The organism is Halobacteriovorax vibrionivorans, assembly GCF_003346865.1.
In the GTDB taxonomy this organism is placed as follows: Bacteria; Bdellovibrionota; Bacteriovoracia; order Bacteriovoracales; family Bacteriovoracaceae; genus Halobacteriovorax_A; species Halobacteriovorax_A vibrionivorans.
Genome location: NZ_QDKL01000003.1, coordinates 405,635 through 419,399 on the forward strand (window position 1 = coordinate 405,635; position 13,765 = coordinate 419,399).

A 13,765-nucleotide genomic window follows, 5' to 3' on the forward strand; every position below is an offset into this window, starting at 1 on the left:
CTTATTTGATTGTATTTAAGTGATATTTAGCTAACGACTTATATACATTTTCAGTTGTTAGAGTAAGGACTCTTTCAAAGTGTCCTTTGGCCGAAGCAGTGTCACCTTTTGCAAGGTAGCTACGCCCAAGTTCAAGCTCAATTCGACCCATTGATAGTGCACGATCATTACTTTTAAGTTCTTTAAGTGTCGCAATTGCTCCATCGTAGTCTTTTAAATCTTGCTGTATCACTGCCTTTCGAACATTGATAAAATATGATTGTAATGAATTAGATGCGCTTATTAGACTAATAATTTCAAAAGCTTCTTGATTTTGACCTTTATTCGTTAAGTGATCTACGGCCAATAAAGTTGTTGAAATAGCAGCAGAGCTATCACCAAACTCACCAAGAATAGTTTTTAGCTCAGAAACCATTGCGGCAGAGTCGATCTCACCTTTTTTAAACTTCTCTAAACTTCCAGTTTCAAAGCTATAAAGAGTTTGGGCAGCTTTCTCATTTTGTTGGTTTTTAACATATGAAAAAATACCGTAACCTGCAGTCGCACCGATAATAAGTAAGATTAATCCAATAACCAATGCCTTATTCTTAGCGATAAAAGCACCAAGCTCAGTTGAATTTAATTCAGAATTTAGGCCTTCATTTGGCGCTACTTGTGTTGTCATCCATTACCCTCTAGTTAAAAATTTTTATCATTTTAATAAATAACATTGAAAGTTGTCAAAAATACATGAGTATTGTTAGAATTAAATTAATTAATTTCATAAAGGATTATTACGCACCATGAAAAGGATTTCATTTTTAATAATTACCTTATTTATTTCACTTAACTCTTTTGCCATTGAAAGAGTAGGAAGATTAGGAGTTGGTTTTTCAAATACTATCTCTGACTCTATCCCTTCTCTGTCAATCAAGGTCCAAAGAAGCTCGACATTCTCATATGGAGCAATTTTTGGAGTAAACACTGCTGACGACGGTGGATGGCACGGAGGAATTCGACTTTACCGTAATATCTTTGATGAACCGTATCTCACATTTTATACGGTTGGCGCCGCGACATTGATCAACCAAAAAGTACCTGGCCAAGATAGCGAATCAGGATTTCAAGGCGATGTAGGACTTGGAGCAGAGTTTTCTCTACAAGGAATTGACAGCCTAGGCTTTAGCGTTGAATTTGGCGTACGCTTCAAAAATCTGGATGACTTTGAAGTTACGACAATGGGTGAAAACTTCTTAAATGCAGGTATTCACTTTTATCTTTAAATTGGAATTATTGAATGCATATATCTAAATACATGGCCTTCATTCTTGTCTTCATATTTGCAATTGTGTCTCCACAATTTACAAAGGCACAAGATGGGATGATCGGTGCAGATGATGACTTAAATATCGGTGGCGATATTTTCTCAGATTTTAATGAAGACCTACAAGAACAACAAATCTATGAAGATGAACGTTACTACAAATACGGACGCTTCTTTTCATTCTCAATGGGTATTGGTTACACAACTTGGGATGGCAATCGTGGAAAGATGTATGAGGATCTACCTCCTACTTTCAACCTAACAGTTCAATACTTCTCAGACTTTCAATCGGCATGGAATATTGGTTTTGCATATTCTAAGCACAATATAAGTTTAACAAAGCCGACTCAAGGAATCAGTAGTGCAGCATCAATCGATATTTCAATGCTTCGCATGTACTTTGGATACCGTTACTATATCGACACTTCAAACCTTGGTACGGCCATAACTTACTCAAATCCTTATATAACGGCGAGATTTGAATATTGGTATGAACAAGAAAAGATTGAAACTGTAGGTGAAAAAAAAGAAGACAGCTTTGGAGGCGCAGGTGTTGCACTAGGTGGCGGACTTGAATTTCCAATAAAAATAAAAGAATCATATGTGAATATTGAAGCACTTCTTCACACTGTAGCTCTACAAGATGTGCGTACGATAAAATACGCATCTAAGGATGGAGGGCCTGGTGTGCCTGATTTATCAGGATTTGCTTACTCTCTAACAGTTAATTATGTTTGGAATTGGTAGAGCAATAAAGAAGAAACAATAATCACAGAGAGCTATAGCTCGATGATGATTGCAAAGCGCAAACTTAATTTGCATAAAATAAAAGGATGTATTTATGAATCGTTTAAACTCAGATTTAGGTTGGTTATGGCTTAGAATCACAGTTGGACTAGCGATGCTACTTGGGCATGGTTGGGGAAAACTTGCAGGCTTTAGTACTCTAATGACAAAATTCCCAGATCCAATTGGACTTGGTTCACCTTTTGCACTTTCTGCAACAGTATTTGCAGAAGTGTTTTGCCAGATTTTTATTATCATCGGATTTAAAACGAGATGGTTTGCTGCAATTTCAGCAATTACTATGCTTGTAGCGGCTTTTGTCGTTCACGCAAGCGATCCATTCTCTGGAAAAGAAAAGGCCATAATGTATGCAATTATATACATCGGACTCTTTTTCTCTAATGGTGGTAAATATTCAGTTAAAGCATAATCTTAAGCTCCCACAAGGGAGCTTTTTTTTTCATTAAATACTAAGATCATATTATGAAAAAAATTGATTCAAGAGAACTTTTACAAAAGCTTCCACCTTTCACAAAAGAATCAAATAAGTACAGTTTTGGTCACGTTGTAATTATCGGTGGGAATGTCGGTTATGCAGGAGCAGTCAAGCTCTGTGCACAAGCAGCTCTACGTTCAGGATCAGGCTTAGTTACTGTCCTTACAAGGCAAGAGAATGTTTCTTCAATTGTTTCAACAAGAGCTGAGCTAATGGTGCGAGGTTTTGACACACAAACTTCTGGAATCAATCAGGCCAGACCAATCTTAGAAAAAGCAGATGCTATCGTTATTGGCCCTGGCCTTGGAAGAGACGAATGGGCAAATCATATATGTTCATTGATTGAAGATTTCACGGCACCAAAAGTTTTAGATGCTGACGCTCTTTGGAACCTATGTCAAAGAAGTGAAAAGCAAAGATATCAAAATGCAATAATCACCCCTCATTTTGGCGAAGCCGCACGTCTTCTAAATTGCACGAGTGAAGAAATTAGAAAAGATAGAAAAGAAGCAGCTAAAAACCTTCTACAAATAAGTGAATGCGTTGTCTTAAAAGGAGACCATTCTCTTATCGCAAATGATCAAGATATCTATGAAAACGATACAGGAAATTCCATCTTAGCAATGGCCGGGACAGGAGATATTCTAGCAGGAATTATCGGTAGTTTCCTAGGACAAGGCCTGAGCTTAACTGAAGCAGCTTGTCTTGGTACTTGGGTACATGGCAAGGCCAGTGACTTATTAAGAGAAAATACAAGAGGAATACGAGGAAGTATAGCCTCTGACCTCTTTGCTTATATTCAAGAGGTCATTGGCTAATATCTATTTTATTTTGAAACTTTTTTCATACGCTTTTGAAGATCTGTACCTGTTCTAAAGATCAGGTGAATCGGCGTATTATCAAGCGGGAAGGCCCCTCTTAAACCGTTTTTAAGGTAGCGTCGGTAGTTTTCAGGAATTCCACGTGACTTATTTGTGTAAAATAAGAACGTTGGTGGATTCGCTTTAATTTGAGAAGCGTATTTAACACGGAATCTCTTACCACGAGAACCTTTAAGGATAATAGGATGTCTTTCAATAAGCTCAAATACGAAACGGTTAAGCGCACCTGTTGCAATATTTTGTCTTCTAATGAAAATCGTTTTCGTAAGAATCTTCTTAAGACGCTTAAGACCTCTTTTATGCTTTGCTGAGATTGGAATAATATCGCAATAATTAAGCCATGGAAGTTTATCGCGAATATCAAGAAGCCATTCTTTACGTGATTCTTGATCTCTAAACTTATCACCCATCAGATCAACTTTATTTAGACAAACAATAACAGAAGCACCTTTTTCAATAGCGATATCAAGAAGACGCTTATCTTGGTGTGAAACACCCTTTGTTGCATCAATCATATAGATACAAATATCACTATCAGCAATACTTCTTAGTGAGCGATAAACTGATTGTGACTCAACAAAGTCATCAATTTTCTTTTGCTTTCTAATTCCTGCAGTGTCTACGATGTGAATTGAGCGCCAGAAACTTCCTTCAGAAACTTCTTGCTCATCATCTACTAATTCTTGCTCGACTTCTTCACCAGTAGCTTCTTCACCGAAAACTTGTGCTTCCATACGATTAGCAGATGTTTCATCCAGCTGCTCATCCTGCTCGAGCATTACATCCTCAAGACCTTCAAGCTCATAGCTATCAGTATCTAACTCTTCTTCAACATCATAAGATGAAACAAGTTCGTTATAGAGATCAGGATTATTCTTTTTAAAGTCTTCGTATTGAGACTGAAGAAGATTATCATTTTTAAAATGCTCTTTTGCTTGATCAAGCTTTCTAGCATCATCTCCAAGGTAGATATCAAAGTATCCATCAATTGGATCAACTGTAGTTCCAGCAATATCAGAAACTAGAGCACGTTCACTTCCAAGAAGTTGATTTAGTAGAGTTGATTTACCAGCATTAGGTGCACCAATTAGTGCAAGTTTTGCCACAACATTCTCACGTGGAGTTACACCTTTTTGAAGAGCTGTAATATTCATAACATCAGCAGAGTCATCAAAACGCATCATCTCCTCATGAATATTCTCACGCAATGTCTCCATTCCCCTACCGTGAGCGGCAGAAGTAACAAACATTTCGTCATCATTTACACCAAGTTCATAGAAGCTATACTCATCTCCACTTTGAGACTCAGAATCATACTTGTTAACAACAAGCCACATCTTCTTCTTTTGCTTTCTAATATAATTAGCAATGGTCTTATCAAAAGGAAGAACACCTTCTCTTACATCGACAACAAAGAGAACAAGATCAGATTCTTCAATCGCTTGATGAGCATGATCTGTCATAATATTGAAGAACTTATTAGCATTAACTTCTTGATCATTCTTTCCACTCTCATCAACTTGAGTTGGATAGAACCCACCAGTATCAACAAGAATCGCATCTAATGGACGGTCTTCATCTTTATCATTAAAAGATGTAATTCCATAGTGGCGATCACGTGTTACACCTGGCATATCGTGAGTAATGGCCTTATGTTGTTTTTTCATTAGGCGGTTAAAGATGGAACTTTTCCCAACGTTTGGCCTACCAATTAATGAAATAATCATTGAACGCTTTTGCATTTCAAAATCCTATTTAAGTTTATTATTTATAATTATTTTTGTTTCCATACACGGGCAGAGTTAATTGCACGTGGAAGTCCTAGTTCTTCTAGAACAAAGTTATTCTTAAACCACTTTGGTGATACTTTCACGTGTAGGTTTAAATGAACCTTACCATCAGTCATTGCTGCAATCTTCTTACGAGCACGTGTTCCAATTTCTTTGATCATCGAACCTTTAGAACCAACAACGATAGCTCGCTGTGATGGACGATTAACAAGAATTGAAGCTGAGATGTGAGAAGTAAAAGCACCTGTCTTATCTTTGAAATCTTTATATTCATCAATAATGACGGCCATCTCATATGGTAGCTCATCCTTTAAAAGGTCAAATGCCTGCTCACGAATATACTCAGTAGCAAAGAATCTTTGGTTCTTATTCGAGATAGCACCATCAAGGTATAAGTGTGAACCTGGCTGAGCATTATCACAAAGAGCTGCTGTTAAAAGGTGTACATTATCTCCGGACTTAGTTGAGATAACAAAGTACTGCTCAAGAGCTGGAATAACTTCTTTTGCTTGTTCAAATACCTTATCTAGTGGCATATTTTCTGCATTTTCAACACGATCTGACTTAGTGAAAACAAGCCATGTTTTCGATAACTCTTTCTCTTTTCCACCAATGAAATCTTTGAAGGCCTTGATTTGCTCAAGAATATCTTTTGTTAGATCAATTAGAAGTAAGTTAACATCAACACCATCAACACCTTCAACGGCCTGTTGATTAATACGCTTATTAAGCTCCTGGCTTGAAGTGTGTAGACCTGGAGTATCAACTAGAACAACTTCAGTATGATCAACTGTGAAAACTGCGTGAAACTTATTACGTGTTGTTTGTGGTTTACTCGTTACAATTGAAAGGTCCATTCCTAGTAAGTAATTTACAAGTGAACTCTTTCCTACATTTGGTGCACCAACGATTGCTGCCATAATGGATTTGTTGTCTGGGTGTTGATCAGTCAATAACATAATTTTCTCCGTTGTCCTTATTTAATTTTGTCTAATAGATTATTTTCTAAACATTCTTTTGCGATTTCTTTTGTTCCTATTTTTTTACTATTGGAGATTAATTTCGATATTAACTCTCCATTTATATAAAGTTCGATTTCAAACTCTTGACCTTTATTTAAGGCCTTTGTGCGGTACTCAGGTAGACATTTAAATCGTGCCAATGTCTCCTCTTGTAATTTTGTCTTTGGATCAAAATCCACAAGTTTTTGAGCATTAAAGAAGACCTCTCCACTTTCCTTTTCATAAGTCGCAATGACCTGGTCGAGATAAGAGTTTGCTTTATCATTTCCTTGATCAATGGCAATGGCCCCAAGAATTGATTCAAAAAGATCACAACGAATCCCTTTATTTACTTCTTGGTCTAATTCACCTTTTCCAACGATTAGAAATTGAGAGAGTCCTAAAAAGTCAGTTAATGAGCTTAGGCTATCTTCATTTACAAGTGCACTTCTTAATTTTGAAAGTTGCCCTTCATTCATATCTTCAAAGTTTAAAAAGAGGTTCTTTGTCACATATGAGCCAAGAACAGAGTCGCCATAGAACTCTAGGCGCTCATAACTTTTAAACTCTAGTTTGGCCTCATGAACATATGAACTATGAGTAAAGGCCCTCATGACAAGAGAGTTGTCATTAAATTTTAGGTCGAATTTATCTAAGAAAATTGATTGAATATTGGATTGATCAAAAAATAGATCTGTGACTTCATGCTTAGACACGCTATTACCAGCACCTAATTGCTTAAAATCTGCAATAGTTAGCCTATAAAATGCGTGTGCAAATGTAGGACTCTTCCCTTGTGGGTTGAGTGAGGTCGTCTCAAGCATGTAATCACCTAATATTAAATTGTTAAACGATTTATAGTGCTTCTGCCCATCATTTGCAAGTGCAAGATTACTACTTGTGAAAGAATAACAGGTTCGTTAAAATCTCTTACAGTAATATACGTAGTTACAAGTCCTTAGGGTGGTTTATGGAACTAACAGAAGTCAATAAAAAGAAATTAGATAAGTGGCAAGATGCATTTTTCAAGAAGATAGCGGCCAAGGGCCGCTCAAATAATACCCTGAAAAACTATCGCACTGACCTTGCTTGCTTTAATCAATACGTAACAGAACATAAGAAACAAACGGATATTGAAAAATATTCAATTCCAGAGATTCAAGAATACGGAAAGTATTTAGAAGAAAAATATAAGTCAGATAATTCACGAAGACGCCGTGTCCAGGCCCTTAGAATATTCTTTGATCACCTAGTAGAAGAAGGTGTCTTTAACGTCAATCCAGTACGAAAAATACCAACTTCTCCAAAGTTCCTAGATATACCAAGGCCAGCTTCGTTTTCACATATTAAAAGTCTTTGGCACACATTACTCAATGATCAAAGAAATGCACAAAGTGATCTTGAAAAACTTAAGGCCAAAAGAAATGGAATCATCTTTGCAACCGTTTATCTAGGAGGCCTTAAGGTCTCAGAACTATCTAAAATTAAAGTTGCAAGCTTCTCATTTCGCGATGAAATCAAGGCCATTATTACACATGAAAAAAGAGACCCATATACCGTCACATTTCCAAGTATCTTTGGCCGTATTTTCTATGAATATGTTGAGCTATTAGAGAAGGTTAAAAAGGCCCAAGGTGTCTCTTTTGATCACTTACTTTTTAATGCTAACGCTCATAAGATTCTATCAGGTGGGCTATCTGCACGTGGGATGGAGCTACTCTTTGAAGACTGGCGCTCTAGACTTATGATTGAAATAACACCAAAGACTTTAAGACAGGCCTGTGTCTTTACCTGGCTCCACGACGGGGTTAATGATACAACCATAAAGGAATGGCTTGGTGTCTCGCCAGCATACTCTTTAAAACTTTATAAAGAGCATATGGACTCACATTTCTATAATCAACAATTTATTGAATTGGCACTTAATGAAGATAAATTGATTTAAGGCTGCTTAATTGGAACTGGCCTATCATAAACAGGAAGGCCGGTATCCTTATCGAGGTGCCAACGATCTGTATAAAGCTCATCTTTTTCAATACGATAGAAGTCGAGATCTTTATCTAATTTATCCAAACTATAGATTAGCTGTGATTGTAGTCTGACCTGATCGTTCTTCTTAGAAAGAAGTAAATTTAAGGCCTCATCTTTTTTTCGTTGTAACTCAAGAATCTGCTTATCGTATTCTGCAGCGACCTCAACTTGTTTCTGTGAAAAGCCCCAGACAAATTTATTCACTTCATTTAATTGGAATGTGAAATCTCTTTTTTTCGCCAACAATGTTAAACGGTAACGAGAAGCTTCCTTAATTCTCAATGCTAGCTTATCACTTTCAAAAACAAGAATTGTTCCTCGTCTTAAAGTCGAGTTTTGCCCCCAACAATTCTCAAGGTCTTTTGCGTAGATTGTAATATACATATCTTCACTATTTCTGACGTGGCCCTTGCACTTATCTTCATCCATACGTCGCGCCACATTGAAGTAAACAATATCAGAAGGCTTCAAGAACTTAACATTCTTTGATTCGACTTGAATTTTAAACACAGTACTTGATGGGTCCTTATCTGTAACTCGGCCAGAGAACTTTGAATAATCAATGCTAGGATCGTAGAAAGTATCATAACCATGATCCTTGATATAATTATCGTAGGCATCATAATCATTTTTGATATCTTTATTTCTAACCTCATCTCTTTTAATAATAAAGCCATCACTATTTGCAACAGAGACCAGCGTTATTAAGCTCAATGAAATGAATAGAAAAAATCTTCTCATACGTTCATTATAACGCAAATCTAAGCAGACAATAGGGGGAGAAAACTTGTCCATTACCTGTGCTCATGATAAATTTTTAGAAAATTTATTAGGAGAATAGAATGCAATTTTTTATCGATACAGGTGATATTGAAGAAATCAAAGAAGCAGTAAAATGGGGCCTAATTGACGGAGTTACGACTAACCCATCAATTATTGCCAAAACTGGGCGTACTCAAGAAGAAGTAATCAAAGACATTTGCGAAATCGTTGATGGACCAATTTCAGCAGAAGTTATTGCAACAGATACTGAAGGGATGATCAAAGAAGGTAGTGAACTTGCAAAGATTCACGAGAATGTCGTTATTAAACTTCCACTGACAGAAGCTGGAATCGCTGCTTGTAAGTGGTTTAGTGACAATGATATTAAAACGAACGTAACACTTTGTTTCAGCTCAAACCAAGCATTACTAGCAGCAAAAAATGGTGCTACTTACATCTCTCCATTCATCGGCCGTCTCGATGATATCGGTGCAGATGGTATGACTCTTATTCAAGAGATCCGTCATATGTATGATGTTTACGGTTTTGATACAGAAGTTCTAGCAGCATCTGTACGTCACGCAGACCATGTAAAGCACTGCTCGATGGTAGGTGCAGACGTTGCAACGATGCCATATAAAGTAATCAAGTCACTTTTTAACCACCCTTTAACAGATAAAGGACTGGCACAATTTTTGGCCGATTATGAGAAGTCGCAAAAATAATACCAATTAGGCGACTTATTAACTAATTCAATAATATCTATATAATAACGGGGGCTTACAGTCCCCGTTTCTTTATTTTTTCTAAATTTAAAATCTTAAATACCGATATCGTATAAAATGGTGCAAAGCACGTCATAGTCGAGCTTTAAGCTCAACTTTGTACCTGTAAATGTATTTTCAAGGTATTTTTGGGATGAAAATTAATAGAACCATATTATCAGTTTTGGTGATTCTGCTGACTCTATCGTGTGTCGAAGAGCCAGAGAAAGTTTCTATTACGGCCCTGCCTTTAAAATGGCGTGAAAGTGCACTTCCTTTAACAGTAAAAGTTCATGCAGATTTTAGCAGTTTAAATGCAATTGATGGATCATCAGATGATCTTCCATTAGCGGCCGCTGATGATGGCCTCTATGATGATTACGATTTAATGCAGGAGATGCAAAAGGCATGGAATGATGCTGATGATGCAAGAGAATACTTTGTTCTTGACCACGGCCAAGCCGCTGGAGCAGACCCATATACTGACCTAGATGACTATTACGATGGAGAAATCGGAATTTATGTAACAGAGAATTGGTTTTCAAGTATTGGTTATGGTGTTTTGGCAATCACTTCATATTTTGCAGAACAACGAACAGATCACTTAAGAATGGTTCATGGTGATATTATTGTAAATTTCCGTGATTATTATTTCTCATTTGATAAGGCCAGAACTCAGGAGTCAACGACTTACTACGACCTTCCTTCTGTCATCTTACATGAACTAGGCCACCTCTTAGGACTTAAACATACAACCTCATCAACAGTTCAATCAATCATGTACCCACAACTTGGTTCAACAGAAGTTAAGAGAACTCTTGGTTACTATGACTCCCTATCAATTTCAAATCTATACGACACAAATACTCAAGCACTTAAGACGGCCCAAGCATTCAGTTCAGCTAGCGTAGACGAATCAATGAAGAACGCTGACGATGGCCAAGAAAAACCGAAGATTATCCACGGCTATATCGAATTAAGGGCCGACGGACATTGTCGCCATTTTCAAGATGGAAGCCTAATACACGATCATAAAGTCTTTTAATTTTTAACAAATTTTAAGAATGCACCATTTTGCTCTCTAAAAAAAATCCATAACTTATGGCCTAATAGTAGTATGGGCAACAATTACGAAAACATTTATCAAAGTCAAATTGATGAAGAAACTTTGAAGGATAATTCAAAGCTTCTACTTTGCCCAGAATGTGATGAAATCTATCTATTTGAAATGATCAATAAGCGACAAAGGGCAAAATGCCATCGCTGTGGAGAAATTCTTTATAATGGAGACAGCACCATAACGATGGTGAAAGTCTTAACGATTTCAGGATTACTACTTTTTTATCCAGCAATCTTCCTACCAGTATTGAAAATAAAGATGGCCGGAGCAAACCTTGAAACTTCAACTTACGAATCGATATTTGCTTTTACAACTAAAGCGTATTGGCCAATAGCAATTAGTGTTGTTCTCTTTGCAATCTTAATTCCCCTCTTTCGCCTCGTTGCATACTTAACTGTTGTCTTTAAAAACCAATTTATCAATCATCACCTTGGAAGAACTTTCATCAGATTTCTAAGGGCCTCACACGAATGGTCTATGATTGATGTCTATTTTATGGGAATCATTGTAACGGTTGCTAAAATGGTTGATCGTTCTGAAGTAGAGCTCACTATTGGGACACTAAGCCTTATCCTATTAATGGTTAATAATATCTTACTACAATCAGTTACTCACTATGATGAGTTATGGAAGAAGCTATATGAGAGGAATTGATCATCAAAAGGCCCTTTGTCCAAAGTGCTATAAAGTAAATTCAATACTCACCTGCCAGCGCTGTGGAACTCCCATCAAACTTCGAAACTATGAAGGTATCTCACGCTGTAAAGCCTATTTAATTGCAGCAATTGCATTATATATCCCTGCTAATATCCTACCAATTATGACGGTTTTAAAATTCAACCATGGTATCCCTCGTACAATTGTTGGAGGTGTCGTCAATCTGATCAATCTGAAAATGTATCCCATTGCCATGATTGTTTTTGCAGCTAGTATAATTGTTCCAATATTTAAAATAGTTTCACTTTGGTATATCATAGATAATATAAACACCTTAAATGAAAAGAAAAAACTAATGCTCACAAGACTTTATCGAGTCGTACATGTTGTCGGTAAATGGTCCATGTTAGATATTTTCGTTATTGCCCTATTAGTTATTCTCGTCAAGGTTGAGTTTATATCAGAGATAAGAGCTGAGCCTGCAGTCTTATATTTCACTGCAGTTGTTATATTGACCATTCTAGCGTCAAATGAAGTCGACACTAGGTTAATCTGGGATGATAAGGAAAAGTATGAGTAATGCCACGCCTAAAGTAGAAAACAAAAGAGGAATTAATCCTATATGGTTCTTTCCTGTTGCTGCTGTATCGATTGGACTTTGGCTTTTATATACTAGCATTATGGCCCGTGGCTCATATATCACTATAAACTTTAGAAATGCGGATGGTATCACGCCAGGAAAGACCACTGTTATCTACAAAGGTACGATTGTCGGTAGAGTAAAAGATACTGAATTAAATAAGGACCTCTCAAGCGTTGCCGTCCATATTGAGATGTCTCCACAAATGAAAAACTATCTATCTAAAGATACAAAGTTTTGGCTTGTAAGTCCGACAGTAAATCTATCTGGTATCTCAGGGCTAAGTACGATTATAAGTGGAAAATTTATCAATATGTTTCCAGTGAAGGGAAAGGCCGTAAAAGTATTCAACGCTTTTGAAGAGCCACCAAGAGGTCTAAGAAAAGACGGCCTTTATGTAAAACTTCACAGTAAAAAACTAGACTCAGTTTCAATTGGCTCACCTATTTATTTTAATAAGGTACAAGTTGGAGAGGTTACAAATTTTGATCTCGATATGGATGGCAATGGTGTTGAAGTTACGATCTTTATTGAAGAAAATTATCGCAACCTACTTCTAACGACGTCGCGTTTTTACAATGTTAGCGGCTTTGAATTAGATGCTTCTCTAGCAGGAGTAAAGGTTCAATCAGACTCACTTATTTCAATCATCAAAGGCGGAATTGCATTTGTTAATCATGAATCAGAAGAGAATAAGAATAATCAGAAAGTAACAACTAACTTTGAAAAGAAATATACTCTCTACCCTAGCTATGCTCATACTGTCCCAGGAAAAAAAATAAAAGTAATATTTCCTCTAGGAAGTGCGGTAGCAAAAGAGAAGACTCCAATTAAGTTTAGAAATATTAATATCGGAGTTGTTACAGGTTCAGAAGTTGATCGCAATAAGGCCCAACTCTTAGTAGAAGCGACGATAAAGAAAGAATTTGAGAATATTATTGTTAAAGGTGCGAAGTTTTGGGAAGTTAAACCAAAAATCTCTCTTAAAGGAATTGATAATCTTGATGCAATAACTGGCAACTATATCGCAGTTGATATCAGTCGTTATAATTTTAAGAAATCAAAGCCTGCAGGAACCTTTACAGCTCTTGCCCAAGCTCCACTAAAAGAAGTTCACAATAAATACGGGACCCATTTAAACCTATTTAGTTCAAGAAGAAATTCACTAGCAAAAGGCCAGGGAGTTTACTATAGAGGCGTTCAAGTAGGTGTTATAACAGATGTTAGACTTAATACACGAGCAAAGAATGTTATAACAGAAATCTTTATCAACTCTCCTTATCACAAGCTGGTAAAGGAAGAAACAAAGTTTTGGAATACAAGTGGTGTCGATGTAGAGTTTGGCCTATTTTCAGGTGCAAAAATAAGTACCCAATCAATTGAAAGTATTCTTTCTGGTGGAGTCGAATTTGCAACCCCAGAGAAGTTTTCAATGCGTAAGAAACAATATTTTCAAGTTCATAAGAAAGCGCAGGAAGAATGGCTAGAATGGACACCAATAATTAATTTATAATAAAAAAGGCCTCGTATGAGG

Annotated in this window: 15 protein-coding genes; 10 read left to right on the forward strand and 5 right to left on the reverse strand. The window is 36.7% G+C overall.

The window, feature by feature from the left end; genetic code table 11:
- Nucleotide 1 precedes the first annotated feature (1 nt).
- A complete protein-coding gene (locus DAY19_RS12665; RefSeq protein ID WP_115363015.1) occupies nt 2–664 on the reverse strand; it encodes a tetratricopeptide repeat protein in 663 nt (220 codons plus the stop codon).
- A gap of 118 nt (nt 665–782) precedes the next feature.
- Between DAY19_RS12665 and DAY19_RS12670 the strand changes: the two genes are divergently transcribed.
- The 4 genes from DAY19_RS12670 (at nt 783) to DAY19_RS12685 (ending at nt 3,403) form a co-directional block, all read left to right on the forward strand.
- Nucleotides 783–1,262, forward strand: coding sequence for a hypothetical protein (locus DAY19_RS12670; protein WP_115363017.1), 480 nt, complete (start codon nt 783–785; stop codon nt 1,260–1,262).
- A 14-nt stretch (nt 1,263–1,276) separates the two neighbouring features.
- Nucleotides 1,277–2,050 carry a hypothetical protein gene (locus DAY19_RS12675; RefSeq protein WP_133296967.1) on the forward strand — a complete coding sequence of 258 codons (774 nt, stop codon included), beginning with the start codon at nt 1,277–1,279 and terminating at the stop codon, nt 2,048–2,050.
- A gap of 94 nt (nt 2,051–2,144) precedes the next feature.
- Entirely contained in the window at nt 2,145–2,519 is a 375-nt protein-coding gene (locus DAY19_RS12680) for a DoxX family protein (protein ID WP_115363021.1), read from the forward strand.
- Between the two features lie 53 nt (nt 2,520–2,572).
- Nucleotides 2,573–3,403 (forward strand): NAD(P)H-hydrate dehydratase, encoded by an 831-nt coding sequence (locus DAY19_RS12685; protein ID WP_115363023.1) that lies wholly within the window; start codon nt 2,573–2,575, stop codon nt 3,401–3,403.
- 8 nt (nt 3,404–3,411) lie between these two features.
- Here the strand turns inward: DAY19_RS12685 and DAY19_RS12690 are convergent, their stop codons facing one another.
- The 3 genes from DAY19_RS12690 to rnc are packed head-to-tail and all read right to left on the reverse strand — an operon-like array spanning nt 3,412 to nt 7,081.
- Nucleotides 3,412–5,208, reverse strand: coding sequence for a GTPase (locus DAY19_RS12690; RefSeq protein WP_115363025.1), 1,797 nt, complete (start codon nt 5,206–5,208; stop codon nt 3,412–3,414).
- 32 nt (nt 5,209–5,240) lie between these two features.
- Nucleotides 5,241–6,215, reverse strand: coding sequence for a GTPase Era (era, locus tag DAY19_RS12695; RefSeq protein WP_115363026.1), 975 nt, complete (start codon nt 6,213–6,215; stop codon nt 5,241–5,243).
- Between the two features lie 17 nt (nt 6,216–6,232).
- Complete coding sequence (rnc, locus tag DAY19_RS12700; RefSeq protein ID WP_115363028.1) at nt 6,233–7,081, reverse strand: ribonuclease III; 849 nt, start codon at nt 7,079–7,081, stop codon at nt 6,233–6,235.
- 146 nt (nt 7,082–7,227) lie between these two features.
- Here rnc and DAY19_RS12705 point away from each other — a divergent pair, with 146 nt between their 5' ends.
- Nucleotides 7,228–8,202 (forward strand): tyrosine-type recombinase/integrase, encoded by a 975-nt coding sequence (locus DAY19_RS12705; RefSeq protein ID WP_115363030.1) that lies wholly within the window; start codon nt 7,228–7,230, stop codon nt 8,200–8,202.
- Here the strand turns inward: DAY19_RS12705 and DAY19_RS12710 are convergent.
- Entirely contained in the window at nt 8,199–9,029 is an 831-nt protein-coding gene (locus DAY19_RS12710; protein WP_120404916.1) for a hypothetical protein, read from the reverse strand. The two genes, DAY19_RS12705 and DAY19_RS12710, sit on opposite strands and share 4 nt — an antisense overlap.
- 101 nt (nt 9,030–9,130) lie before the next feature.
- On the opposite strand from DAY19_RS12710, the gene fsa reads away from it, so the two are divergent.
- The 5 genes from fsa (at nt 9,131) to DAY19_RS12735 (ending at nt 13,744) form a co-directional block, all read left to right on the forward strand.
- On the forward strand, nt 9,131–9,775 hold the full coding sequence (fsa, locus tag DAY19_RS12715) for a fructose-6-phosphate aldolase (RefSeq protein WP_115363034.1): 645 nt from the start codon (nt 9,131–9,133) through the stop codon (nt 9,773–9,775).
- Nucleotides 9,776–9,968: 193 nt separating this feature from the next.
- A complete protein-coding gene (locus tag DAY19_RS12720) occupies nt 9,969–10,859 on the forward strand; it encodes a matrixin family metalloprotease (RefSeq protein WP_158536901.1) in 891 nt (296 codons plus the stop codon).
- A gap of 72 nt (nt 10,860–10,931) precedes the next feature.
- Nucleotides 10,932–11,588: a paraquat-inducible protein A gene (locus DAY19_RS12725; RefSeq protein ID WP_115363038.1), complete on the forward strand. Its 657-nt coding sequence runs from the start codon at nt 10,932–10,934 to the stop codon at nt 11,586–11,588.
- Nucleotides 11,575–12,171 carry a paraquat-inducible protein A gene (locus DAY19_RS12730; protein WP_158536902.1) on the forward strand — a complete coding sequence of 199 codons (597 nt, stop codon included), beginning with the start codon at nt 11,575–11,577 and terminating at the stop codon, nt 12,169–12,171. Before DAY19_RS12725 ends, DAY19_RS12730 begins: the two co-directional genes overlap by 14 nt.
- Complete coding sequence (locus DAY19_RS12735) at nt 12,164–13,744, forward strand: PqiB family protein (protein WP_158536903.1); 1,581 nt, start codon at nt 12,164–12,166, stop codon at nt 13,742–13,744. Before DAY19_RS12730 ends, DAY19_RS12735 begins: the two co-directional genes overlap by 8 nt.
- Nucleotides 13,745–13,765 lie beyond the last annotated feature (21 nt).